Genomic DNA, 25439 nt, shown 5'->3' with positions numbered 1-25439 from the left:
GCGAACTGCCGGGGGATAGCACGCGGACACCGACCGACGTAGGCTAACAAAGAAAGACGGACGACACCTGGAGGAAAACGTGAAGACAGTGGATCGCTTTACCCATGGCCTGGAAGGCTCGCTGAACGCCGGGGTGGACAACGCCCGCGAGTGGGCCGGCCCCCGTGTGGAGACCGCAAAGGAATGGACCGCGCCCCGCGTGGAAGCGGCCTGGGGATGGGCGGCGCCCCGCATCGAAAAGGGCATTGAAACGGCCTCGCCCAAGGTCCAGGACGGGATCCGCAGGGCCGCCCAGTACACCGCCGACGGCGTCGCAGCCGTCGCCCCCCGGCTCCAGGAAGGCCTGGAACGGCTGGCCCCCAGGATTTCCGACGCGGTGGACGAGGCCGCCCCACGCCTCCATGTTGCCTTGGACAATGCCACCCCGGCCCTGGCGGCGGCCCGCGACAAGGTGGTGGGCGAATTCATTCCGAAATTCTCCGAGAAGCTTGGCGACGCGGCAAATTCCGTGGCCGCTGCCCTGGAAACGTCCAAGGCGCCTGAGCAGGCCCGCGTTGTGGCGGCCAGGCTCGGCGGGGGCAGGAAGGCGGTCAAGCGCGCCGAAAAGGTTGCGGCCAAGGCGGCGAAGTCAGCCGCCGCGGAACTCCGCAGGAGCCGGAAGAAGGGCGGCAAGGGCTGGATCGTGCTCGGTGTCCTTGCTGCCGCGACGGCTGCCGGCGTTGCCGCCTGGAAGGCCTCCAAGCCGGTGCCTGATCCGTGGAAGACGCCCGTGTCCGTGGCACCCGCCGCGCCTGCCGCCCCGGCAATTGTGCCGGCGCAGGACGCCGAGGTCCCCGCCCCCGTCCCCGCGGCCGACGCCGTTGTCCAGGACGTTGCCAGCCCGGACGCTGCCGTGGACGGCCAGGTGAATGCAACGACGGAGGACGCCAATCCGGCGGCCTCGGATGAGGGCAGGCACGCGGCCCCGAAGCCCAAGGATCCCAACAAATAAAGCATCGACGGCCGCAGCCGCGCCTGTGGGGCGCCGCGGCATGAAGGGGTCCGCGGCCGGTTCCGGTCCGGGCCCCTTCGTATTGTGCCTTGAATCTATTGTGCCTTGAATCTATTGTGCCTTGATGCCGCCCCGGCCCTGCTGCAGGACCACCACGGCCAGTCCGGCGATGATGAGCGCCAGTCCGGCATAGGTGCCGGCGGGCAGCGTCTCGCCGAGGAAATATCCCGCCAGCAGCGCCGCCCCGGGAATTTCCAGCAGGATCATCATGGACACCACCAAGGGGGAAATGGTGGCGAGCAGGTGGTTGAAGATGGTGTGGCCCAGGAGCTGGGCCGCCACGGTCACGGCGATGATCCCCCACCAAGCTTCGGGGGGCAGATGGATCAAGGGCTGGCGGGCCGCCAGGCACATGGCCAGCAGCAGCACCGAGGCCATGGAGTAGCAAAGCCCCGTGTACAAGGTGGTGGACATGCTCTTGCGGGCCTTGGAGCCGGCCAGGGTGTAAATGGCGGCCAGCGCGCCGCCCGCCAGGGCCAGGACGTCGCCGGTCAGTGCCGCGGAGGACACTCCCACGTCGAATCCGGTAATGGCCACCACCCCAAGCAGCGAGACGCCCAGGCCCAGGATGATGGCCCGGGCGGGGCGGCGTCCGCGCGTCCACTGGAACAGCGCAATCCAGGCCGCCTGCAGGCATACCAGGGCCGTTGCGGCGGCAACGCTGGTCAGCTTCACCGAGGTGACAAAACACGCAAAGTGAAGGGCCAGGGCGGCGGCGGCAATGCCGGACCATTTCAGCTCCGCGCGTGTCAGCCCCTTGAGGGCCGCCCGATTGCGCAGCAGCACGGGCGTGCCCATGGCCGCGGCACCTATGGCATTGCGCCAAAAGGCGATGGTCAGTGCCGGTGCGGCCGTGGCGGCCATGATGGGCCCCGAAGCCGAAACACCCAAAATGCCGACTACGGCCAGGATCAAGATCACGACTCAACACTAGGTCATGGGCGGGCGGCATCCCGCCGGGGCCGAGGGTGCTGAAAGCAAAAACACCCCGGCCGCGCGGGCCGGGGTGTTCTTCCATGGTGGAGGCACGGGGACTCGAACCCCGAACCCCCTGCTTGCAAAGCAGGTGCGCTACCAATTGCGCCATGCCCCCATGGGGTGGTTCATGTGTGGAGGCTAGTTGACCGTGTCTGTCGCCTTGCTCCAGGCCGCTTTCGCAACCTTGGAATCCTGCCACTTCTTGTTCAGAAAGGCCGCGGCACCAAGAGCTGCCATGACCACCAGCAACTTCTTCACATCGCACCTGCCTTACGCAAGAACCGGGTTTGCTCCGTGGGCGTACCAGGACTTGAACCTGGGACCTCTTCGTTATCAGCGAAGCGCTCTAACCGCCTGAGCTATACGCCCCCTCTGGCCCGCATCGGGCCGAGACAAAACTTTACCCCACACAATCCCAAAGTCCCAAATCGGCGGGTCCGGGTTGTATTCGGGCCCGCCGGTCCAAGGATTTCAAGGGATTTCTAGTCATCGGTGAGGGTTACGCCGATGCCGCCCACCAGCGTGGCGGAGATGTTGTAGAGCACTGCGGACAACATTGACAGCGTGGTCAAGAGCACCACATTGACGACGGCAATGATGGTCGAGTAGGAGGCCACCTGGCCGAGGGAGGCAAACTTCATCAGGTCGAAGGCCGAACCGCCTTCGGAGCCCTGGATGTCCGTCATGAGGGCGTTGACCTTGTCAAAGAGGCCGATCACGTCCAGGACGGACCAGAGCACAATGGCCGCAACGACGGTGATGATGCCCAGGGCAACGGACAGCAGAAACGCCATTTTCAGCACGGACCACGGCTCGACCTTGCTGACCAGCAGTCGCGCGCGTCGCGCCTTGGCCTTGGGCGCCGGCTTGACGAGCGGCGGCCGTGCCGGTGCCGGCCGCTTGGCGGCGGAGGGCGCGGATTTGCTTGCCGTGGGTGCGGATTTCGACGCACCCACCGTTCCGGGACGCTGCGCGGGGCGGGCCGGTGCACTTACCCGCGGGGCGGTACCTGGCCGCGGATTCGGGTTATTCGTGCTCAATCGGTACCTCCATTTGATGCGTCATGGTCGCTTAACGGTACTTCATCAGTCTGGACGTTTGCTTCAAAAGCGCCGCCGGCCGCCACGTCAGCCCCGTTTTCGGCGTCTTCCAGGTCCTCGTCATGCTCAAGGCCTCGTTCGCTGTTGCGCGCCACTTCGATGATCCGGTCGTTCTTGTCGGGCTTGGCAAAGATGACGCCCATGGTGTCACGGCCCTTGGCCGGAACCTCGGAGACGTTGGAGCGGACAATCTTGCCGCCGCTCATCACCACCAGGACTTCGTCGTCTTCGCGGACGATCAGGGCCCCCACCAGGTCCCCGCGGTCCTCGACCAGCTTGGCAACCTTGATGCCCAGCCCGCCGCGGCCCTGCAGGCGGTATTCCTCCACGGCCGTCCGCTTGGCATAGCCGCCCTCGGTCACGATGAACACGAAGGAGTCGTCAGTGACCACATTGGCGGCCAGCAGCTCGTCCCGGTCGCGGAACTTCATGCCGGTGACGCCGGAGGTTGCCCGGCCCATGGGACGCAGCGCCTCGTCGGTGGCCGTGAACCTGATGGACTGCCCCTTGCGGGAAACCAGCAGGAGATCGTCCGTGTCGGAGACCAGCTGGGCGGAAACCAGTTCGTCGTCGTCGCGCAGGTTGATGGCGATGACGCCGGCCGAACGGTTGGTGTCATAGTCCTCCAGGCGGGTCTTCTTGACCAGGCCGTTGCGGGTGGCCAGCACCAGATAGGGCGACTGCTGGTAGTCCTTGAGCTCCATGACCTGGGCAATTTTTTCGTCGGGCTGGAACGCCAGCAGGTTCGCGACGTGCTGGCCCTTGGCGTCGCGCCCGGCCTCGGCCAGCTCATACGCCTTGGCGCGGTAGACGCGGCCCAGGTTGGTGAAGAACAGCAGCCAGTGGTGCGTGGTGGTCACAAAGAAGTGCTCCACGACGTCGTCGCCGCGCAGCTGCGCCCCCTTGACACCCTTGCCGCCGCGGTGCTGCGTGCGGTAGTTGTCGCTGCGCGTCCGCTTGACGTAGCCCCCGCGGGTGATGGTGACCACCATCTCCTCTTCCGGGATGAGGTCTTCCATGCTCATGTTGGGGTCGTAGCCCATCATGATCTCGGTGCGGCGGTCGTCGCCGAAGCGGGCGGTGATTTCGGCAAGTTCGTCGCTGACAATGCCGCGCTGGACCTCAGGGTCGGCCAGGATCCTGTTGAACTCGGTGATCATCGTTTCCAGCACATCGGCGCGGTCCTGGATCTTCTGGTGTTCCAGGGCGGCGAGCTTGCGCAGCTGCATGTCGAGGATGGCCTTGGCCTGGATCTCGTCGATCTCCAGCAGCGCCATCAATCCGTCGCGGGCTTCCTCCGAGGTGGAGGAGCGGCGGATCAGCGCGATTACCTCGTCGAGGGCGTCGAGCGCCTTCAACAGGGCCCGCTGAATGTGTGCTTCCTCTTCCGCCTTCCGCAGGCGGAACCGCGTGCGGCGGACAATGACGTCCATCTGGTGGGTGACCCAGTGGCGGATGAACGCGTCCAGGGGCAGGGTGCGCGGCACGCCGTCCACGATGGCCAGCATGTTCGCGCTGAAGTTTTCCTGCAGCTGAGTGTGCTTGTAGAGGTTGTTGAGCACCACCTTGGCCACGGCGTCGCGCTTAAGGACGACGACGAGGCGCTGGCCCGTGCGCCCGGACGTTTCGTCACGCAGGTCGGCGATGCCGGAGATCTTGCCGTCCTTGACGAGTTCGGCAATCTTGATGGCAAGGTTGTCCGGGTTGGCCTGGTACGGCAGCTCGGTGACAACCAAGCAGGTGCGCCCCTGGATCTCCTCGACGTTGACCACGGCCCGCATGGTGATGGAGCCGCGGCCCGTGCGGTAGGCGTCCTCGATGCCCTTGCGGCCCAGGATCTGCGCTCCGGTGGGGAAGTCCGGCCCCTTGATCCGTGCGATGAGGGCTTCCAGGAGTTCCTCGCGGCCGACGGTCGGGTTGGCCAGGAACCACTGGACGCCCTCGGACACCTCGCGCAGGTTGTGCGGCGGGATGTTGGTGGCCATGCCCACGGCGATGCCGGAGGAGCCGTTGACCAGCAGGTTGGGGAAGCGGGACGGCAGGATGGTCGGTTCCTGGTTCTTGCCGTCGTAGTTGTCCTGGAAGTCGACGGTATCCTCGTCGATGTCCCGGACCATTTCCATGGCCAGCGGGGCCATCTTTGTTTCCGTGTAACGGGGGGCTGCCGCGCCGTCGTTTCCGGGTGAGCCAAAGTTGCCCTGCCCCAACGCCAGCGGGTAGCGCATCGTCCAGTCCTGGATCAGGCGGACCAGGGCGTCATAGATGGCGGAGTCTCCGTGCGGGTGGTACTGGCCCATGACCTCGCCCACCACGCGCGCGCACTTGTTGAAGGAGCGTTCCGGTCGGTATCCGCCGTCGAACATGGCGTAGAGCACGCGGCGGTGGACGGGCTTGAGTCCGTCCCGGACGTCGGGAAGCGCGCGGCCCACAATGACGGCCATGGCGTAGTCCAGGTACGACCGCTTCATCTCGTCCTGCAGGTCGATCTGTTCAACCTTGTCGTGGTCGCTGCGGACCTCGCCCGTCAGAACGCCGTCAGAGGAACCTTCGTCGTTCCCAAGGCCCGGATTTTCGGGGGTTTCATCACTCATAGTCTTTTAAATTCCATTCCCAACATATGCCTGGATCGTAATATTCGCGTGCGGGAACGCCGGGTTCCCGTGAGCCTAAATATCGAGGAACCGGACGTCCTTGGCGTTTTGCTGAATAAAGTTTCGTCGCGATTCAACATCTTCGCCCATGAGGATGGAGAAGATCTGGTCGGCCTCGGCGGCGTCGTCCATGGTGACCTGGAGCAGGGTGCGGTGGGCCGGATCCATGGTGGTGTCCCACAGCTCGGAGTAGTCCATCTCACCCAGTCCCTTGTACCGCTGGATGCCGTTGTCCTTGGGAATGCGGCGGCCTGCCGCGGCCCCTGCCACAAGTGCGGCGTCACGTTCCTTGTCGCTGTAGACGTAGTCGTGCGGCGCGTTGGACCATTTGATCCGGTACAGCGGCGGCTGCGCGAGATACACGTAGCCGCTCTCGATCAAGGGGCGCATGTAGCGGAACAGCAGCGTCAGCAGCAAGGTGGTGATGTGCTGGCCGTCAACATCGGCGTCGGCCATGAGCACAATCTTGTGGTACCGGGCCTTGTCGACATCAAAGTCCTCGCCGATGCCGGCGCCAAATGCCGTGATCATGGCCTGGACCTCGGCGTTGCCCAGGGCCCGGTCGAGGCGCGCCCGCTCCACGTTGAGAATCTTGCCCCGCAGCGGCAGGATGGCCTGCGTGGTTGGGTTCCGGCCGCGGACTGCCGAGCCACCGGCGGAGTCACCCTCCACGATGTAGATCTCGGACAGGGCCGGGTCCTTGGACTGGCAGTCCTTGAGCTTTCCTGGCATGCCACCGGATTCCAGCAGCCCCTTGCGTCGCGTGTTTTCACGCGCCTTGCGCGCGGCCATGCGGGCCTGCGACGCCTGGATGGCCTTGCGGATGATGTCGCGGGAAGGGCCGGGATTGCGTTCGAGCCAGTCGCCCAGTCCATCCGTCACCACGCGCTGGACAAAGCCCTTGACCTCGGAGTTGCCCAGTTTGGTCTTGGTCTGGCCCTCGAACTGCGGTTCGGAAAGTTTGACGGAAATCACGGCCGTGAGGCCTTCACGGATGTCGTCGCCCGTGAGGTTGTCATCCTTTTCCTTGATGATGCCCTTTTCCCGCGCGTAGCGGTTGATCAAGGAGGTCATGGCGGCGCGGAAGCCCTCTTCGTGCGTTCCGCCCTCGTGGGTATTGATGGTGTTGGCGTAGGTGTGGACGCTTTCGGAGAAGGAGGTGGTCCACTGAAGGGCCAGTTCCACCGCCATGTGTCGGGTGGTGTCCTCCACCTCAAAGGCAATGACGTCTTCATGGACCGGCTCATACTTCTTGGAGGAGTTGAGGTACTTGACATAGTCCAGCAGTCCGTCAACATACCTGTAGACCACCTCGCGCCTGCCGGTGGCCACGTCCTTGCCCTCGGGGATGGCATCCAGGTCGGGGTCCTCGTCGACCACGTCCGGCACGCGCTCGTCGGTGAGCGTGATCTTCAGGCCCTTGTTCAGGAAGGCCATCTGCTGGAAGCGGGCGCGGAGGGTTTCAAAGTCGAACTCGACGGATTCGAAGATTTCCGGGTCCGGGTAAAACGTCTGCGTGGTCCCGGTCTCGGTGGTTGTCTCACCCTTGACCAGCGTGCCCTGGGGCTTGCCGCCGTCGGCGAAGCGCATGCGCCACACATGGCCCTTGCGCCGGATCTCGGTGTCGACCCGGCGGGACAGCGCGTTCACCACTGAGATGCCCACGCCGTGCAGTCCGCCGGAAACCGCATAGCCGCTGCCGCCAAACTTGCCACCGGCATGCAGGATGGTCATGACCACCTCGACCGTGGGCTTGTGTTCGGTGGGGTGTATGTCCACCGGAATGCCGCGGCCGTCGTCCACGACACGGACGCCGCCGTCGGCGGTCAGCGTGACTTCGATGTGGTCACAATATCCGGCCAGGGCCTCATCGACCGAGTTATCCACCACTTCATAGACCAGGTGGTGGAGCCCGCGCAGGCCCGTGGAGCCGATGTACATGCCGGGGCGCTTCCGGACTGCTTCCAGACCTTCGAGCACGGTGATGTCGCTGGCATCGTAGTGGGGCTTGTTGTTGTCCGGGGACGCCTGGACGTCGACGGCAACCACAGTGGCGGCATCCTCCACGACCGCACTATTGGCGTTGCCCGGGTTTTCCGGATTGTTCTCAGTCACAGGCGCGTTCGACCCCTTTAGATAGTTCGCTGGATTGCCGCCGGGAGGCAGGGCACGGAAACGATTGGCCGTACACGTAATTTCCCCTGGAAGGCTGGTCTTTACCGCTCCAACGGGAGCCACAGGACGTGCCGTGGCGCCGCGGAGAGGCGGTCCTGCGTCCAATTCTACCTTGCGCCAGCACTCAACCGGGCACAAACATGCCCTGGGACGCTCGAGATGCGCCCTGGAATCGAATCATTCGCCCCCGGATGAGGGGACATACGCCCAAGGGGGTTTAAAACGCCCTGCAGCGCAACTGGCAATTCCGTGCCGGCGGTTGGGACCGGGCCGGAGCCCCTAACCGTAGGTGTCGCGCGGGCCGCGTCCCTTGACGCTGCGGAAGCCCTTGCGCCAATTGGGGGCGGCCGGCCCCAGGACAAGGATCCTGGTCACGACGCCGGCGCCCAGCTCGGCGTCAAACTTGGCCAGGAGCGACGACGAGAGGAGCCTCAACTGCGTGGCCCAGCTCGTGGAATCACAACGGACGTGCAAGGTGGTGACCTCGAAGCTTTCCGGACGGCAGTGGGCGGCGATGTCCGCCCCTACCAGGGTGTCCCACTGAGCCATGACCGATCCGACTGCCAGGGGTGAACTCCAGCCGCGGTCGGATACCAGCCGGCTCACCACACGCCCCAGGCCCTGTGGGTCGCGCCCGCCGCCCGGCGCGTCCAGAAAGGGCGCGCGCTTAGCCTTGGGCACGGTCTTCGCCCCCAGGCGGCTGCGCGGAATCCGCAATTCACCGCGGCTCTTGGCGATGGTCCGCATCCGGTTCAGTGCGGCCTGCGCGGCATCCACCTCGGTGACATGGTCCGCGGCCGGCGGCCCCAGCCGGCGTTGCCACCCGTCCCCTGCGTCGCCCCCGCGGCTGTCGCCGGAGGGGTCATTCACCACCGGAACCACCTTCCCCCAAGGGAAGGACGCCGCCGGGAATGACCCGCACCTGCGCGCCCGCCAGTTCCTCGGGAATGTCCGCGGCCACGGCGGCCGTCACCAGGACCTGTTCGGCACTGCCCACCATGGCAGCCAGCTTCCTGCGGCGCTGCGCATCGAGTTCGGCAAACACGTCGTCAAGGATGAGGATGGGCTGGTTGCCCGGAATGTGGGAATCCTCGCCCAGAACGTGGAAGGACGCCAGCCTCAGGGACAGCGCCACCGACCATGACTCACCGTGTGAAGCGTATCCGCGCGCTGGCGCGTCGCCCAGGAGCAGTTCCAGTTCGTCGCGGTGCGGCCCCACCAGGGACATGCCCCGTTCCAGTTCCCGGGTGCGGGCAGCAGCCAGGGCAGCGACATACCTCGCGGTGAGCTCTGCCACGCTGCACAGCGACAGTTCCTCCTCCCCGCTGCCGGAAGGAGCCCGGAAAAGGACAGCGGCGTCGGGGGGGCCGGCGTCGTACGTGTCCCCCGGATCCGGGGACGTCTCCAGACTGCTGCGGTAGGCGGCCCGCAACACCTTGGAGCCGTCGGTCAATCGGGCATAGGCCTCGGCCATGTGCGGGCGCAGCATGGTGAGCAGTTCAAGCCTGGCCGCCAGGAGGTTCGCGGCGGCCGCCGCCAGGTGCGCGTCCCATACCTCAAGGGTGGCCAGCTGGCTCACGGTGACGCCGCTGCGGGAAAAGTGTGCCGCCCGCGCGGACTTCAAGAGGGCGTTGCGCTGCTTGAGGACTTTGTCGTAGTCCTGCCGGGTGGCTGCGTGTTGTGGCGTCAGGACCACCAGCAGCTCGTCCAGGAAACGACGCCGGTTGGCCGGGTCCCCCTTGACCAGCGCCAGGTCCTCCGGGGCAAAGAGCACGCTGCGGCACAGTCCCAGCACGTCCCTGGCCCGGATCGGATTGGCCCTGTTGATGCGGGCCCGATTGGCCCGGGCGGCATTGATTTCCACCTCCACCACGAGCTTTTGGGAGCCCCTCACCAGCTGGGCCCGGATCAGGGCCCGATCAGTCCCCAACCGCAGCAGCGGACTGTCGGAGCTGACACGGTGCGAGGAAAGGCTGGACAGGTAGCCGATGGCCTCCACCAGGTTCGTCTTGCCGAGCCCGTTGGAACCGACCAGGACGGTGACCCCGGGGGAAAGGTCTAGGTCGACCTGCGCATAGCTGCGGAAATCGGTCAGGGAAAGATGTTCAAGGAACACGGGTACGGCTTGGCTTCGCAGGTGCTTGTTGTGAAGGCGAGGTTCAGGAGCCTGCCGGTTTGGTGGCGTGGCCGCCAAACTGGTGGCGCAGGGCCGAGACCATCCTCATGGCCGGGGAGTTGTCCTCACGGGAGGAGAAGCGGGCAAAAAGCGCTGCCGTGATGGCCGGGGCAGGCACGGCGCTGGCGATGGCCTCTTCCACTGTCCAGCGCCCCTCGCCGGAGTCTTCAACGAAGTCGTCAATCGATACCAGGCCCGGGTCTTCGTCCAGGGCCTTGACCATCAGGTCCAGCAGCCACGAACGGACCACGGTGCCCTTCTGCCAGGCGCGGAAGGTCCCGGGAAGGTCCTTGATGATCTCCTTCTTGGACAGCAGTTCGTAGCCTTCGGCGTAGGCCTGCATGAGACCGTATTCGATGCCGTTGTGCACCATCTTGGCGTAGTGCCCGGCACCTACGTCACCCACGTGGACGAAGCTGTCCGCGCGGTCCCCCTCCGGACGCAGCACATCAAGGATGGGCATGGCCCACGCCACATGCTCGTCCGAGCCGCCGGCCATCAGGCCGTAGCCGTTCTTCAGTCCCCAGACACCGCCGGACACGCCGACGTCCATGAAGCCTATCAACTTCTCGGCCAGCTGGGCCCGGTGCCGCTGGTCCTCGGTAAAGCGCGAGTTGCCGCCGTCAACAATGAGGTCTCCGGCGTCCATGTGCCCGGCCAGTTCGGTGATGACTGAATCTGTAATCTCCCCTGAGGGCACCATGACCCAGACAAGCCGCGGCGCCGGGACGGCGGCAACCAGGCCGGCAAGGTCGGGGACGTCCGTCACATCGGCGTTGCGGTCATAGCCGGTGACCTCAATGCCCGCCGCGCGCAGGCGTGCCCGCATGTTGAAGCCCATTTTTCCCAGTCCGACAAGTCCGACGTGCACGGCGTTTCTCTTTTCTGCTTGGGTGGGATGGAACGAAAGCGGGACCGCTATTGGTTTGGCAGCCTCACGGGCATGACAAGGTAGCGGTAGTCATCGCTGTTTTCCCCGTCAAGGTCGTCCTGGGCCGTGAGCATCGCCGGTTTGGGGGCGGAGGTAAAGGAGAACCGGACGTATTTGCTGTCAAACGCGTTCAGGCCCTCGCTGAGGTAGTGGGGATTAAAGGCCACCGTGATGTCTTCACCGACCAGGGAGGCTTCAAGGTTTTCCGAGGCCTGCGCGTCCTCGCCGGTTCCGGCATCCAAGGTCAGTTGGCCGTCGCTGAACATCAGGCGGACCGGAGTGTTCCGTTCCGCAACGAGGGACACCCGGCGGACCGCCTCGGCCAGCGAGGTGGTTTCCACCGTCGCGTGAATCGGGGTGTTTTCCGGGAAGAGCGAACGGATCTTGGGGTAGTCGCCATCGACCAGCAGGGACGTGGTGCGGCGGCCGCCGCTTTCAAAACCAATCAATTCGCTGTTGTCCGACAACGCGATGTTGATGTTTCCCGAACCACCCAGCGTCTTTGCGACTTCGCTAAGGGTCTTGGCCTTGACCAGGACACCTGTGGAGATTCCGGGCGTGGTCGGGTGCCAACGGACTTCCCGCAAGGCGAGCCGGTAGCGGTCGGTGGCGAGCAAGGTGATGAGATCGCCTTCAATTTCCATCTTGACGCCGGTCAGGATGGGGAGGGTGTCGTCCCTGCTCGAGGCAATGATGACCTGGGACACGGCCTGGGCGAAGGCTTCGCCGTCTATGGTCCCGCTCAGTTCGGGCAGGGCCGGCAGTTCCGGGTAGTCGTTGACGGGCATGGTGGCCAGGTGGAACCGGCTGCTCCGGCAGGTCAGTGTCACCTTGGAAGCGTCGGTTTCAACGTCTACCGGAGCGGTAGGCAGGCTGCGGCAGATGTCCGCCAGCAGGCGGCCGGAGACCAGGATGGTGCCTTCCTCGGCAATGTCCGCGGCAATTTCCAGCCGGGCTGAAATTTCGTAGTCAAAGCTGGCCAGGCTGAGGGTCCCTGCTTCCGCCTTGAGAAGTAGCCCGGACAGCACCGGCACGGGCGGCCTGGGTGACAAGGAACGTGCGGCCCAGCTGACTGCTTCGGTCAGAACATCCCGTTCGACTCGGAACTTCACGGAAGGGTGCCGCCTTTCATCATGCGAAAAGTGTGTGGTGCCGGTGGTGGCAAAGGACGGGCTGGATGGGCGCCGGTGTTGCCATTGTGAAATTACATGCTTGCAGACAGCTTAGCCCCTTGACCAGCCGAGGCGGACATTGCCCGGAGCCCGTCCTGCCGGTCTGGGGAAGGGAAAGGAAAATGTTGTTTGAAACGAAGAATTCTTAGGATTCGTAGTGTTAGTAAGTCCTGTGGATACTGTGGGTAACCTGCCTGGGCTGCGCGATTCCGGGAATGTGCCCTGTGCACAAGGTGTGGGGCCAGCCCGCTTGCGGCTGTGGGCGGCGGTGGAGAACTTTCCGCACCTACTAAGGGATCCACAGGGGGCAGGGTAGTTATGCGCAGGGAAATGCTGGTTGTGCACTTAACTATCCACAGGCTTATCCACAGCTGTTAATTAGTGAAGATTCTTGCGCCCGCGCAGCGGTCCTCACCCTTCCCGCTGCTGCTGCTTGATCTTGTTGGTCAGTTCGGTCACCTGGTTGTAGATGGCCCGACGCTCTGCCATGAGCTCCCGGATCTTGCGGTCGGCGTGGATCACCGTGGTGTGGTCGCGGCCGCCGAATTCCTGGCCGATCTTGGGCAGGGACATGTCCGTCAACTCACGGCACAGGTACATGGCAATCTGGCGGGCGGTAACCAGCGTCCGGGTGCGGGACTTGCTGCACAGTTCTTCCATGGAAATGTTGAAGTAGGCTGCCGTCTGCCCCAGGATCGACGTCGACGTGATCTCCTGGGCGCCGTCGTCGGTGATCAAGTCCTTGAGGACCATTTCAGCCAGGCCCACGTCCACCGGTTGGCGGTTCAGGCTGGCGAACGCAGTCACTCGGATCAGTGCCCCTTCAAGCTCGCGGATGTTGGTGGAGATCTTGGAGGCAATGTACTCGAGTGCGTCGTCGGGGGCGGAGAGCCCCTCGCCGATGGCCTTCTTGCGCAGGATCGCAATGCGGGTTTCCAGTTCCGGCGGCTGGACGTCCGTGAGCAGGCCCCATTCAAACCGTGAGCGCATGCGTTCCTCAAAGCCCTGCAGCCGCTTGGGTGGCAGGTCCGAGGTGATGACCACCTGCTTGTTGTGGTTATGCAGCGCGTTGAAGGTGTGGAAGAACTCCTCCTGGGTGGCATCCTTGTTGGCCAAAAACTGGATGTCATCGATCAAGAGGATGTCTACGTTCCTGTACAGCTGCTTGAAGCTGGCACCTTCATCGTCGCGGATGGAGTTGATGAAGTCGTTGGTGAACTCCTCCGAATTGACGTACCGGACGCGGATGCCCGTGTAGAGGCGGCGGGCGTAGTGGCCAATGGCATGGAGGAGGTGGGTCTTGCCCAGTCCCGAGTCGCCGTAGATGAACAGCGGGTTGTACGCCTTGGCCGGTGCTTCGGCCACGGCCACTGCGGCCGCATGGGCGAAGCGGTTGGACGCTCCGATCACAAAGGAGTCAAAGATGTATTTCGGATTGAGGCGGCCGAATTCCTGGGACGTGCTGGGGAGCATCGGCGACGGTTTTGAGGCGATTTCGCCAGGCTCGTTGCGTTCAATCCGCTCGGGCCGGACGGGTGCGGGTGCCGGGACCGCCTCGTCCTCCTTGGCAGGGGGAACCAAGTCGGCGTTGACACTGAATGCACAGCTGATTTCGTCGGGAAAAACCTGCCGCAGCGCGTCAACCAAGGCCTTGTTGAGCTGTGTCTGCAGGACCTCACGGGTCAGTTCGTTGGGGACGGCCACCAGCAGTGTGTTTCCAATGAGCCCCTGCGGCTGCGTGAGGACAACGAAGCCCCGCTGCCGCGGTGACACCCGTTCATCCTGTTCCAGAATGCGGATGACCCGGCGCCAGGAACTACCAACGTCATTGATTTCCTCAGTGCTCATTGACTGTTCCACCTTCACTGCCGGCGGGTCGTGCCGCCGGAATCTCGTATTTGCGCAATCGTGCCTGCGTGACTTCCCTTACACTGCCGGTTGCTTCCGGCCCCGGAGGGGATGAACCAGGCATCGTCATCCACAGAGTTATTCACAGCCGTGGATAACCTGCCACGGGCCTAGCCTAAGGGATGAAAAGGCCAGAAGATAGCGAGGAAAAGGGGTTGTGGATAAATGTCACACGGGTGGGCGCAGGGGACCCCTGTCCGCACAGTTTATCCACGGGTTATCCACGGGGCGGTGCACAGGCGCCGGCTGCTGCACCAGCACTCTCCGGGAAGTGGCGCGCAAAACAGAAGCCCAGGAAGCGTCGGCGGTTTGACTAGCAGTGCTGCCATGACCTAACGTTGTGAAGTCCCATGTGTCTGCTTTGCGCTCCGGCGCGACTCCTTGAACGAAGGAGGAAATGGCGGGCATCCACAAACTTAGCGTCGGCCTGTTCTTCCCTTTACTTAGCTTCGGGCAAGGCGCATCTTTAGATTGTCTTGGAGTAATCACCGTGAGCAAGCGGACTTTTCAGCCGAACAACCGCCGTCGTGCCAAGAAGCACGGCTTCCGCCTTCGCATGCGCACCCGCGCCGGACGCGCCATTTTGGCCGCCCGCCGTGGCAAGGGTCGCGTCGAGCTGTCGGCCTAAACCAATAACTGCTTGACGATCCGTCGAGCCTTAGGGAAGCAGCGGTTGATCGCAGGGTGCTGGCCACCAGAAACAGAATGCGGACATCCGCTGCCTTCTCACATACTGTACGTTCCGGCGTCCGTTGCGGACGCCGGAACGTAGTCTTATATGTGGTGTCAACTTTGCCCGACGAGCCCAGCCAGGTGGGGTTCATCGTGTCGAAGGCCATTGGGAACGCTGTGACCCGAAACCTCGTTAAGAGGAGACTAAGGGAAATAGCCGTTGAGACTGTTCGCCGCCATCCCCATGGGGTAAACGTTGTGGTGAGGGCCCTGGCCCCCGCCGCCACAGCCTCCTGGGGGGAACTTGTCAATGATTACCAAAGGGCATTTTCCAAGGTTGTTTCCCGGATACCGGGACAAACTGTGGAACCGCCGGTTGACGCCGGCCGGCCGGACACCGCTGCCGCAGTGGACGAGGCCTGACGGATTGAAGGAGGAGGTGCCTGTGACACAAGCCAGCCTTGAACGTCGCACACTCGATCAGCTGTCCGTTGCCGGGCTGTTCCTGTGGCACCTTCCCGGCAACATCCTGATTGCTGTCCTGAAAACCTACCGGCGCTTCATCTCACCCGCTTACGGGCAGGTGTGCCGGTTTTTTCCATCATGTTCGGCCTACGCCCTGGAGGCGGTAACCGTTCATGGCGCAGTCAAGGGCAGCTGGTACGCGGCACGCCGCATCCTGCGGTGCCATCCCTGGAATGCCGGCGGCCTCGATCCGGTGCCCGCCCCGGCTCACGTCCACTGGGATGATCCGTCCGCGGTCCCCCTCATTGTCCAACTGAACCATCCCGACTACTTTCTGGCGGTTCAGGCGGAGACACCAAGCCGCCCGACGGCTTCAGGAGAATAGAAAAGAAATATGGATTTCCTCCAGACGATTCTGACGCCCTTCGAGTGGCTCGTGTCAATGATCATGGTGCTGTTCCATGACGCCCTGACCTTCATCGGGCTGCCCGCAGCATCCGGCATCACCTGGACCCTTTCCATCATCGGCCTGGTGCTCGTGATCCGGGCCGCACTCATCCCCGTCTTTGTCAAGCAAATCAAGGCACAGCGCGGGATGCAGGCGCTGCAGCCGGACATGAAGAAGCTCCAGGCCAAATACAAGGGCAAGACCGACCAGCTTTCCCGCCAGGCGATGGCGCAGGAACAAATGGCGCTCTACAAGGAGCACGGCACCAACCCGTTCTCGGCCTGCCTGCCCATGCTGATCCAAATGCCGTTCTTCTTCTCCCTCTTCCGGGTGCTTTCAGGCGTGGCCAAGGCCAATGCCGAAAGCAAGGGGATTGGCGGGATGAGCCACGCCCAGGTGGCGCAGTTTGACCACGCCACCATCTTTGGGGCCCCGCTCTCGGCGGCCTTCCTGCCCCAGCTCCAGGGCGGAGACCTTTCCGTTGCCGTGGTGGTGCTGTCCCTGATCATGATCATTGCCATGATTGCGTCGCAGTTCATCACGCAGAAGCAGATCATGTCCAAGAACATGTCCGAAGAGGCCATGCAGGGGCCGTTCATGAAGCAGCAGAAGATGATGCTGTACGTGCTGCCGCTGGTCTTCGGAATTGGCGGCGTGAACTTCCCCATCGGTGTGCTGATTTACTGGACCACCACCAACATCTGGACCATGGGACAGCAGTTCTTCGTCATCCGACGCATGCCCACGCCCGGCTCTCCCGCGTATAAGGAGTACCAGAAGCGCCGCGAGGCCAAGGGCCTTCCGCTGCTGGGGGCCTCGAAGAAGGCCATAGTCCCTGAAGTGGAAGAAGTCCCGGAGCCCAAGGGCCAGCGCAGCCAGCCACAACGCAAGAACAGGAAGAAGAAATAATGCCTGCTGAAACTGACATTGCCGCCGAAGAAACGCATGTCCAGGACGATTCCTCCGGGGCCGGCCGCCTCGAGGAAGAGGGCGACATCGCGGCGGACTACCTGGAAGAGCTGCTGGACATCGCCGACATTGACGGCGACATCGACATTGAGGTCCGGAACGGGCGGACCTACATCTCCATCATCTCGGATGGGGAATCGGATGCCCTCCAGGAATTGGTGGGGCGCGACGGGGAAGTGCTGGACGCGCTCCAGGAACTTACCCGGCTCAGCGTCCTGTCGGCCACGGACAACCGTTCGCGCCTGGTCCTGGACATTGCCGGATACCGCGAGCAGCGCGCTGTCGAGCTGACGCGGATGGCGAAGGATGCGGCCGAACGAATCGAGGCTGGAAGCACATCCGTGGCGCTGGAACCCATGGGGCCCTACGAGCGGAAGATCGTCCACGATGCCATTGCCGAACTCGGCCTGGAATCCGAGTCCGAGGGCGAAGGTCCCGGCCGCCACATCGTGGTCACGGCCGGGCAGTAAAGTTCAAACGCTTTTCAACCAAAGGTCCCGTTAACCTGCCTTCGGGCAGGTTAACGGGACCGCTTGCGAGGGGACACCTGTAGTGGCAGATCTGAGTGCTGAAGAAGCCGTCGCCGCCGAACAAATTTTTGGCGCCCGCTTGGCACTGGCCAAACGCTATGTGGAACACCTGGCCACGTCGGGAATCGAACGCGGGCTGATCGGCCCCAGAGAGGTTCCCCGACTGTGGAGCCGACACGTGCTCAACTGTGCCGTCGTCGCCGAGTTGATTGTCGACGGCGCCAAGGTCGCCGATGTGGGCAGTGGCGCGGGCCTGCCCGGCCTCTGTCTGGCCATCGCCCGTACCGACCTCTACCTGACCTTGATCGAGCCGCTGGAGCGCCGGGTGGTATGGCTGGAGGAGGTGGTGGCCGACCTCGGGCTGGACAATGTGGAGATAGTCCGCGCCAGGGCTGAGCAGGCCGTGGACAAGGTCGAATGTGAGGTGGTGACCGCCCGCGCGGTCTCGGCGCTGAGTACCCTCGCACCCCTGACCATTCCCCTTCTCGGGGGCAGAGGAGAACTGCTGGCCATCAAGGGGCGCACCGCAGGGGAAGAGATCGCCAAGGCGGCCAAGGTCATCAGGAAACTTGGCGGGGTCCAAACCGAAGTGTTGACTGCCGGTGCAGGTGTCTTGGCGGAACCCACCACGGTGGTCCGCGTCAAGGTGCAGCGCCGCTGATCCACCGCAGGCCATGGATGAACCGATAGGCTAGTGACTGGCAATCCCGGCCAAATGAAAGTGAGAGTGCCAGCGTGACGAGCAGTGAAGCAGCTTCGCAACGGATACCGCCTTTTATGTCGTTGGGGTCGGCACGGGCAGATGCAACGGGCAGCATCGGGACGCGAATGGTTTCACACACCTCGAATCAACCGAAAAGGGTTGACCAAACGGCTAATTTCCATGTTTCACGTGAAACATCCCCGACGGGGAGGGCCACCAGTGAGGACGACTTCGACGACAGCAGCCCCATCGCCAGTCAGCTGGCGAACGAAACCAAAAGGCGTGAGCGGCTTCTTGGGCGGAGGCTTCCCCGCCCCCGGCGGACACGGATTCTTACGGTCGCCAACCAAAAGGGCGGCGTCGGCAAGACAACGACCACGGTGAACATTGCGGCCGCCCTCGCATCGGCCGGACTGCAGGTCCTGGTGATTGACATCGATCCCCAGGGGAACGCCTCCACCGCCTTGGGCGTGCCCCATCATGCCGAAATTGACAGCATCTACGACGTGCTCATCAACGACTTCACGCTGGCCGACGTTGTCGCAAAATGCCCTGACATTGAAAACCTGTATTGCGCGCCGGCCACCATCCATCTTGCCGGGGCTGAGATCGAGCTGGTCTCGCTCGTTGCGCGCGAACAGCGGTTGCGCCGCGCGATCGACGAATACGTCAGGCACCGCGAAGAAAACGGTGAGGAACGCCTCGATTTCATCTTTATTGACTGCCCACCCAGCCTGGGACTCTTGACTGTCAACGCCTTTTGCGCGGCGAATGAGGTCATGATCCCCATTCAGTGCGAGTATTACGCGCTGGAGGGGCTGAGTCAGTTGTTGAAAAATATCGAAATGATCCAAAAACACCTGAACTCCGATTTGGTCGTTTCAACGATCCTGCTCACAATGTACGATGGGCGGACAAACCTGGCGGCCCATGTCGCGGCCGATGTACGGGAGCATTTCCCAAACCAGGTCCTGCGGGCGCTCATACCGCGGTCCGTCAGGATCTCCGAAGCTCCCAGCTACCAGCAAACCGTGATGACCTACGATCCATCATCCACCGGCGCGTTGTCGTACCTGGAGGCGGCGGCGGAGATCGCGGAACGCTAGACTTCTGCTGGGGGAACACGATGGCAAGATGTGTTCCTTTCCGTTCACCACGCAATTCACCAGGCCCGCAACCGCCGGGGCTCGTTCTATGGAGGAAAAATCGATGACCGACAAGCGTAGGGGCCTTGGTCGCGGCTTAGGGGCCTTGATTCCCAACTCGACCCAGGACGACTCTGGATCTTCATCCCTGCCAAGCCGGCCCGTGGACCTGTTTTTTCCGGAGCCAAAGGGACGAAAGACGCCGCCTTCCGCGCGCACGGCTGCCAACAAGGCCACAGCATCGCCTGCCCCTGAACCCGAATTGGTCGAAGTGCCTGGCGCCCGTTTCATGGAGCTTCCGGTCGGGGAGATCCACCCCAACCGCAAGCAGCCCCGCACGGTCTTCGACGAGGACGAGATGGCCGAACTGGTCCACTCCGTCAAGGAAATCGGCATCCTGCAGCCGATTGTGGTCCGCAAATCGACCGAGACCGGCGACCAGCCCTATGAACTTGTCATGGGTGAACGCCGTTGGCGCGCCTCCCAGGCTGCAGGACTTGCGACGATCCCCGTCATCGTGCGGGAAACAACCGACGACAACCTGTTGCGGGACGCACTTCTGGAAAACCTGCACCGCAGCCAGCTGAACCCCTTGGAGGAGGCCGCCGCCTACCAGCAGCTCCTGGAGGACTTCAGCACTACGCATGAACAGCTTGCTGACAGGATTGGCCGCTCCCGCCCCCAGGTCTCCAACACCCTGCGCCTGTTGAAGCTCCCCCCGGTTGTGCAGCGGCGCGTAGCCGCGGGCGTGCTTTCCGCAGGGCATGCCCGGGCGCTGCTTTCGCTGCCCGGAGCCGAGGCCATGGAGCAGCTTGCGCAGAAGATCGTATCCGAGGGGATGTCCGTTCGCGCCACTGAAGAGGCCGTGCAGTTGTATCAAGCCCCGGTTCAGGACCACAAGTCGCGGTTGGCAGCGCCCAGCCCGCGGCATGAGCGTCTTGATTTCCTCGCCAGCTCCTTGTCCGACCGGCTCGATACCAATGTGAAGATCTCGCTGGGTGCACGGAAGGGCAAGGTCAGCATTGAGTTTGCTTCGGTGGAGGACCTCAACAGGATCATGGATGTCTTGAGCCCGGGTTCGAACTAGGACCTGGTGAAGGCGGCCGCGAGTGCCGTTCGCAAACCCCAACTCCCGGTGAGGGGGCTGGAGCGCCTCGGGTGGTCCAGGGACAACAGAGGGATGCATGGAGAAGCGCCGGGGATTCGACGGAGCCGCATAGGCCGTCTGAGAAGCGCGGAGAATAGTTCCCGAGGCGCGGAGACAGGTGCACGGGTCAGGCGAAAGAGTCACCATTGATCCCTGACAAGGCTCAACTTTTGGGCCAGCCGTCTGAGTCGCCGGTAGCTGGGCGCGATTCCGGGCCCACGGCAACCAACGGCCCCCTGATGGGTGGACAATAGCTGCCGTTTGGGCGGCGAGTCGGCGCCGTGCACACCGGGCAACAGTCTGTCGATGTCCTCCGTCGGCGCCTTCCCGGTCCCTTTCCCGCGCTCCGGCCGGCAGAGAATCCTCGGCGCCGATATTGGTCGCCTCAACCTCTACCCGACCCCAGAGCAGTAACCGGCCACACTGGAACAGCACCGAGCGAAGCCATTGCAACACCGCCCACGCGGTCCGGCATCACATCGGAGTAATTGCCTTAGGTGGGCAGCCCCGACCCCTCCAATCGCTCTCGTCAGGGATTCCTGTGAGAGATTGCCGTGGAAAGAGACGATAGCCGAGGTCTCCATCTCGAGACATCAAGGTATCGCCAGGTGCGCGGTGACGCCTGGGTGGGGCAGCTACGGCAGATGTGGTCCCGTGCTGCGCGGGACTTCCGCCCGGACCGTGCGCCTCCCTGACTCGGACGGGCCCCGGCCCTGTTTTGCCCTTATGCAGCAGCCCAGATATAGGCCGTCACAAATGGCGGTTGTGGCCGCGGGGTGGGTGCCCGGTGCCAAGCACGTTCTGCTCTTCGTTTCACGTGAAACATGTCAGGGGGTGGCACGAGACCTGCCGCGGGGGTTTCACGTGAAACATGAAGGGCAGCTGGCCCAAGGCTTGTACACAGACAGTCCGCGTAGGCCCGGCGGGGCGGAGGTCGTGAAGGCATCAAGCCGATCATTCTGCCGTGGGGGAGACACGTTGCTCCTCACCATCACGCACACGTGATCCAATGCCACCGATCGTGGCTACCTGCTCCACAAACACCCTGCCAGGATGAAGATGCCATAGACAAGCGATGGCGGGGCGCATGTCTTCCATCGGGAGGGATCAAGCACCGCTGCACGGCTGGGATGCGCCTGGCGGGGACTCAGACCGCCCCGGCCAGCTCGCGTACCATCGTGCCGGTCACGGGCGGGCAGGACCTGGCAGGCAAGCTCTTCGAAGCAGCTTGCCCCGGACGGGACGGTAGATCCGCCCCGGTCGAGCCCCCACGTCAACGGACACATCTCATTCGGAGTTTGGTGAGGTTTCAGGATGACAAAATCACAGGCAAGGACGCAATGGTCCTCATGGGGGTGGAGAATCACGTGAAGCCCGAACCTCTCCCCGTGCTGCAGGCGAATGTCTCGGGGCAGGCCGCTCCGGCTTCAGTCATCGTGACGACGCCCAAAGCGGAGAACAAACCTCTATGTCCGCAGCTGCGGCAGGTGGGCGCGGCGGCACGGGGACCACCAGATTGATTGGCCTTGGCAGGAATTTATGGACTGGGCCCAGGAAATGTCCGTCGACGATGGGTATGCCGTCGAGTTCCATGGAGTGGGCGCCAAGTATCCAAGGCTGGGATGGCCCACACAACTGGCACTCTTCAGGAGGGCATGATCAAGGTTGAGCGTGGCATTCCAGGCCACCGCCTTCCGGCCCTTGTCGGAGCCACCCGCTCGACGCCGGGCTGTTCACTGTCATCCATGCCACGAACGAGCAGGCGGACTCACGGCGGGCCCTGGTGAAGTTGTCCCGGGAGCATGACGTGCTCCCTGCTGCGGTGGTGCTGGACGTGAGCTACGCCGTGCGCCTGCCAAGGAACGGCCAGCGCAGAGGGTGGATGCTTGATGCACGCGTGGCGCGCCGGCGGCCTCACCAGCTGTACCGGCCGTTCCGGTTCCTTCGCCGGGAGGGCGTCCGCAGGGTCCACGTGCTTCGCGGCAGGGCACATATCGTGGCGGAATTGTTCAAGCGCGAGCCGCCGCTCAACGACCTCCTCGAGGACACGGGCCCGTTCGACGTAATCGCCGACGTCCACGGATGCCTCGGTGAGCCGCTCAGCGTCCTGGATGTCCCAGGCCAGGCGATCACGACGGACAGAGTCAGGGCAGGGCCGTCGACGCGCCCCGTCCGCTGGGGCGGAGGCAGTGTTTGTCGGGGACCAGGCGGACCGGACGGACCAGGCCCCGACACTCCCGGCGTCTTGTGACCGGACATGGGCTGCCAGGGACCCTGATACAGCTCGCCGCCGAACCGGCAGATTTTAGGGCGAGGTGCGATCCTTTCGTGTTGGACTCGTTTCCCAACTCGTGCTGGACGGCGGCAGGCTGGTTGGGACCCATGCGGGACCGCTGGAGGCCTGTCACGGGCCTGCATCGGCCGGGGCCCGCTTTGCCCTCTACGACGACACCACGGGCGACGCGGGCGCGTGTACGGCCTCTCTCCCGGCGCGCCTGCCTTGGGCAGCGGATTACGGGGGGCGCCAACCGTGCCCTACGGCCACACGCCCACGCTGGAGGGAGAGTGGATTAGCGGGACCAGGTGCCTGGACCCTGGCGCTGCCTTTGGCGGCAGGCCGTCGGCCCTGCGCTACCCGGAATGCATCGCGGTTCGGTGCAGCGTAGCGATGACGCGGCACCGTCGACGCTCGGACGGGCAGGCCATTCCTTGGGCCCGCTCAGGCGCTCCGCTTCCTGACGGGGCCGGACGACTCGGGACTGGACGACGCCGTGCGACGCGCAAGACTGGGGGTGGCGCCGGACGCGGGCTGGATGCTTCGCGTCGCTGTGTACCCGCCGTGGTCCTTCAACGCGCGGGTATGTGCTGGGCCGGCTACGCGGCTGTTGGTGCCACCCGCCACGACGGTCAAGCCATGTGGCAACCCCACGCGGGGAAGGCGGGGGAATGCGCACCGGAACATAGCGTTCGTGGGCGAGACCACCTGCGCATCATCCACGGGACCAAATGGCGCGTTGACTCATGGAAAGCCTCCGCGTAGCTCGATTCGTTGCCTCATTTGATTTGCTCCGCTGCGGCGTGGTGTCAGTGTCGGTTTCGGGATTCCGGCTATGCCCGTTTTCATGGAGCTGACGATGGCGCAAAGACAGGCAGTGGTGAAGGAGCGGGCGCTGTCATACAAACGGGCTCCGCGGGGGGTGAAGGCCCGGATTCTGGATGAGCTGGTCGAGTTGACGGGCTCGCACCGGGACCATGCCAGGGCGGCGTTGCGGCAGGCGCTGAACCCTCCGCCGCGGCGGCCCAGGACGGGCAGGAGACCGTTGTATGGGCCCGACCTGCTCCCGGGGCTGGTCTTATGCTGGTCGGTGCTGCGGGCCCCGGCGGGGAAGCCGCTGGCACCGATGATGCCGGCCCTGGTGCCACTGCTGCGCCGCGAGAAGGAGCTTGTGGTCACCGATGCCCAGGCCGCCTTGCTGGTGCGGATGAGCGCATCCACGATGCTCCCGGACGGGCGGACCCACACCAGGCCCGGATCCTTGGTGAAGTCCCAGATTCCGATGCGGACCTGGGCCGAATGGAACGATGCCGTGCCCGGCTTTGTCGAGATCGACCTGATCGCCCACGACGGCGGGAACGCCTCCGGCGAGTATTGCTTCACCTTGACGGTGACGGACATATCCACGGGCTGGACGGTCAACCGGTCAGTGCGGAACAAGGCCGAAAAATGGGTGTTTGATGCCCTGCAATACGTCATGGCCGTCTTCCCGTTCCCCGTCATTGGAATCGACAGCGACAATGGCAGTGAGTTCATCAACGCGCACCTCTACCGGTCCTGCCTCGAGCACAAGATCACCTTCACCCGGTCCCGGCCGTACAACAAAAACGACGGCGCCCATGTGGAGCAAAAGAACTGGGCCCGGGTCCGCCAGCTCGTCGGCTACCTCCGCTACGACACTGCGGCCGAGCTGGCCAAACTCAATGAGATCTGGGAGCTTGACCGGCTCTTCACCAACTACCTGCTCCCGCAGCAGAAAGTGGCAACGAAGCAACGCTACGGGGCCAAGGTCATCAAGCACTACGACGCCCCGGCAACCCCGCACCAGCGCGCCATCAAGGACCCCCAGGTCCGCAAGCGCCCGATCATCACCATGAACGCCGCGTTCAAGCGCATCCGCCCGGCACACCTCCAACGCGACATCCTCCACCTCACCGGAGAACTCGAAAAACTCTCCCTGAACAAGAACGCGCCCCCACCAAAACCACCCGTCAACACCCGCTGGAACAACAAGGGCTAGCGGAGGAAATCAAATGAGACAACGTATCGAGCTAGGCGGAGGCATTGATTTGAGGCAACAGGAATGGATCGAACCCGCCGAGCCGGACAGGCCGTGGGACAGGAAGGTGGGCCACAGGCTGTCCATGGCGCTGCGTGGGTATGCGCTGGGCCATGAGTCCCTGGAGCGGCTGGTGGCGGACAAGCCGCTCGGGCGGGTCCACCGGGCTGCCTTTGCCGTCCTTGCCATGGAGTCGGAAGCGGCCAGCCCGCGGCCCCGTAGTTTCACGTGAAACGGTGGAGGCGTCGTCATCTCGAACCTCTCTAACGGTCATTGGCGGGCCTGGAGCCCGCTGGCAGGTTTGATGCAGGGCCGCTGCGGTGTGACTCGTCCAATCTCTGGCCTGGTGTTTTGCGCGAGTGCCTTTCCGTTGACACGTCCGCCCTGTTCACCAGCGTCATGGAATGGAGGATCTCCGCAATGTCCATCGTTGCGGAAGGGTACGCTTACGTCATCGGTGTGGACACCCACGCACGAACCCACACCTACGCCATCACAGCCGACGCGACCGGGGCGTGCACCGGCGGCGAAGCGTTCCCCGTGCCATCGACGCCGCGGCCGCCTGAGCCAAGCAGATCCGGGCACGCCTGACCGGGCTCGGCGAACAATTCGCCCCCGGCCTCCTGCGGGAACACCATGCTCCACCGACACGACCGCCACGGCGACCGGCACCTGAACAGGGCCCTGGACATCATCGCCAAGACCCGCATGCGTTTCGATGAAACCATCGGAAAATACGTCGAACGCCGGGGAGATTGTCAGCTCGAACGGGTTTGGCGGCGTAAAGCGGCAAGACTGGGTATCGAAATCTGGCGCTTAGGATCGCTCTGGGCGAAGGGGTTAAACGGGTGTGGACCGGACATCCGCCCGGTCCACACCCGTTT

At 63.8% G+C, this 25439-nt stretch carries 21 protein-coding genes, 2 tRNA genes and 2 pseudogenes; 13 read left to right on the top strand and 12 right to left on the bottom strand.

The features are described from left to right. Positions 1 to 79 precede the first annotated feature (79 nt). Positions 80 to 991 (top strand): hypothetical protein, encoded by a 912-nt coding sequence (locus G6034_RS17100; protein ID WP_176636316.1) that lies wholly within the window; start codon positions 80 to 82, stop codon positions 989 to 991. Positions 992 to 1102: 111 nt separating this feature from the next. Here the strand turns inward: G6034_RS17100 and G6034_RS17095 are convergent, their stop codons facing one another. The 12 genes from G6034_RS17095 to dnaA all read right to left on the bottom strand — a co-directional run bounded on the left by G6034_RS17095 (position 1103) and on the right by dnaA (position 14082). Then, a complete protein-coding gene (locus tag G6034_RS17095; RefSeq protein WP_176636315.1) occupies positions 1103 to 1972 on the bottom strand; it encodes an EamA family transporter in 870 nt (289 codons plus the stop codon). A gap of 96 nt (positions 1973 to 2068) precedes the next feature. Next, positions 2069 to 2144, bottom strand: a tRNA-Ala gene (locus G6034_RS17090). A gap of 23 nt (positions 2145 to 2167) precedes the next feature. After that, entirely contained in the window at positions 2168 to 2287 is a 120-nt protein-coding gene (locus G6034_RS19595) for a DLW-39 family protein (protein WP_343038135.1), read from the bottom strand. Positions 2288 to 2324: 37 nt separating this feature from the next. Beyond that, positions 2325 to 2398: transfer RNA gene (locus G6034_RS17085), tRNA-Ile, on the bottom strand. Between the two features lie 113 nt (positions 2399 to 2511). Continuing rightward, on the bottom strand, positions 2512 to 3069 hold the full coding sequence (locus G6034_RS17080; protein WP_176636314.1) for a DUF3566 domain-containing protein: 558 nt from the start codon (positions 3067 to 3069) through the stop codon (positions 2512 to 2514). Continuing rightward, positions 3066 to 5720 carry a DNA gyrase subunit A gene (gene gyrA, locus G6034_RS17075; RefSeq protein WP_176636313.1) on the bottom strand — a complete coding sequence of 885 codons (2655 nt, stop codon included), beginning with the start codon at positions 5718 to 5720 and terminating at the stop codon, positions 3066 to 3068. Before gyrA ends, G6034_RS17080 begins: the two co-directional genes overlap by 4 nt. A gap of 75 nt (positions 5721 to 5795) precedes the next feature. After that, a complete protein-coding gene (gene gyrB, locus G6034_RS17070; RefSeq protein ID WP_343038139.1) occupies positions 5796 to 7829 on the bottom strand; it encodes a DNA topoisomerase (ATP-hydrolyzing) subunit B in 2034 nt (677 codons plus the stop codon). 405 nt (positions 7830 to 8234) lie between these two features. Further along, complete coding sequence (locus G6034_RS17065) at positions 8235 to 8828, bottom strand: DciA family protein (RefSeq protein ID WP_425485541.1); 594 nt, start codon at positions 8826 to 8828, stop codon at positions 8235 to 8237. Next, positions 8818 to 10071 (bottom strand): DNA replication/repair protein RecF, encoded by a 1254-nt coding sequence (gene recF, locus G6034_RS17060; protein WP_176636312.1) that lies wholly within the window; start codon positions 10069 to 10071, stop codon positions 8818 to 8820. The genes G6034_RS17065 and recF overlap by 11 nt, the downstream gene beginning before the upstream one ends. A 43-nt stretch (positions 10072 to 10114) precedes the next feature. After that, on the bottom strand, positions 10115 to 11002 hold the full coding sequence (gnd, locus tag G6034_RS17055) for a phosphogluconate dehydrogenase (NAD(+)-dependent, decarboxylating) (RefSeq protein WP_176636311.1): 888 nt from the start codon (positions 11000 to 11002) through the stop codon (positions 10115 to 10117). A gap of 47 nt (positions 11003 to 11049) precedes the next feature. Then, positions 11050 to 12174 (bottom strand): DNA polymerase III subunit beta, encoded by a 1125-nt coding sequence (dnaN, locus tag G6034_RS17050; RefSeq protein WP_176636310.1) that lies wholly within the window; start codon positions 12172 to 12174, stop codon positions 11050 to 11052. A 471-nt stretch (positions 12175 to 12645) separates the two neighbouring features. Then, on the bottom strand, positions 12646 to 14082 hold the full coding sequence (dnaA, locus tag G6034_RS17045) for a chromosomal replication initiator protein DnaA (RefSeq protein WP_176636309.1): 1437 nt from the start codon (positions 14080 to 14082) through the stop codon (positions 12646 to 12648). Between the two features lie 550 nt (positions 14083 to 14632). Between dnaA and rpmH the strand changes: the two genes are divergently transcribed. The 12 genes and pseudogenes from rpmH to G6034_RS20515 all read left to right on the top strand — a co-directional run. Beyond that, a complete protein-coding gene (gene rpmH / locus G6034_RS19960) occupies positions 14633 to 14770 on the top strand; it encodes a 50S ribosomal protein L34 (protein ID WP_011776797.1) in 138 nt (45 codons plus the stop codon). Positions 14771 to 14826: 56 nt separating this feature from the next. Next, positions 14827 to 15237 carry a ribonuclease P protein component gene (rnpA, locus tag G6034_RS17035; RefSeq protein WP_176636308.1) on the top strand — a complete coding sequence of 137 codons (411 nt, stop codon included), beginning with the start codon at positions 14827 to 14829 and terminating at the stop codon, positions 15235 to 15237. Between the two features lie 16 nt (positions 15238 to 15253). Then, positions 15254 to 15664, top strand: a complete 411-nt coding sequence (yidD, locus tag G6034_RS17030) for a membrane protein insertion efficiency factor YidD (protein WP_425485540.1) — start codon at positions 15254 to 15256, stop codon at positions 15662 to 15664. Between the two features lie 9 nt (positions 15665 to 15673). Continuing rightward, complete coding sequence (gene yidC, locus G6034_RS17025) at positions 15674 to 16636, top strand: membrane protein insertase YidC (RefSeq protein WP_176636306.1); 963 nt, start codon at positions 15674 to 15676, stop codon at positions 16634 to 16636. Continuing rightward, positions 16636 to 17166 (top strand): Jag family protein, encoded by a 531-nt coding sequence (locus tag G6034_RS17020; protein WP_176636305.1) that lies wholly within the window; start codon positions 16636 to 16638, stop codon positions 17164 to 17166. Before yidC ends, G6034_RS17020 begins: the two co-directional genes overlap by 1 nt. Positions 17167 to 17248: 82 nt before the next feature. Beyond that, positions 17249 to 17887 (top strand): 16S rRNA (guanine(527)-N(7))-methyltransferase RsmG, encoded by a 639-nt coding sequence (rsmG, locus tag G6034_RS17015; protein ID WP_176636304.1) that lies wholly within the window; start codon positions 17249 to 17251, stop codon positions 17885 to 17887. Positions 17888 to 17961: 74 nt separating this feature from the next. Further along, positions 17962 to 19035, top strand: coding sequence for a ParA family protein (locus G6034_RS17010; RefSeq protein WP_343038133.1), 1074 nt, complete (start codon positions 17962 to 17964; stop codon positions 19033 to 19035). Between the two features lie 103 nt (positions 19036 to 19138). Next, positions 19139 to 20161: a ParB/RepB/Spo0J family partition protein gene (locus G6034_RS17005; RefSeq protein WP_176636331.1), complete on the top strand. Its 1023-nt coding sequence runs from the start codon at positions 19139 to 19141 to the stop codon at positions 20159 to 20161. Between the two features lie 3194 nt (positions 20162 to 23355). Continuing rightward, positions 23356 to 24516, top strand: a complete 1161-nt coding sequence (locus G6034_RS17000) for an integrase catalytic domain-containing protein (RefSeq protein WP_176636302.1) — start codon at positions 23356 to 23358, stop codon at positions 24514 to 24516. 13 nt (positions 24517 to 24529) lie between these two features. Next, a complete protein-coding gene (locus G6034_RS16995) occupies positions 24530 to 24787 on the top strand; it encodes a hypothetical protein (RefSeq protein WP_176636301.1) in 258 nt (85 codons plus the stop codon). 188 nt (positions 24788 to 24975) lie between these two features. Continuing rightward, positions 24976 to 25095: pseudogene (locus tag G6034_RS20520) on the top strand (IS110 family transposase); the annotation flags it as partial. 96 nt (positions 25096 to 25191) lie between these two features. Beyond that, a pseudogene (locus G6034_RS20515) lies at positions 25192 to 25439 on the top strand (hypothetical protein); the annotation flags it as partial.

This window comes from Arthrobacter wenxiniae, assembly GCF_013376105.1.
GTDB classification, from domain to species: Bacteria; Actinomycetota; Actinomycetes; order Actinomycetales; family Micrococcaceae; genus Specibacter; species Specibacter wenxiniae.
The sequence above is the reverse complement of the archived record's forward strand: the minus strand, read 5'-3'. Positions and strand labels throughout refer to the sequence as shown.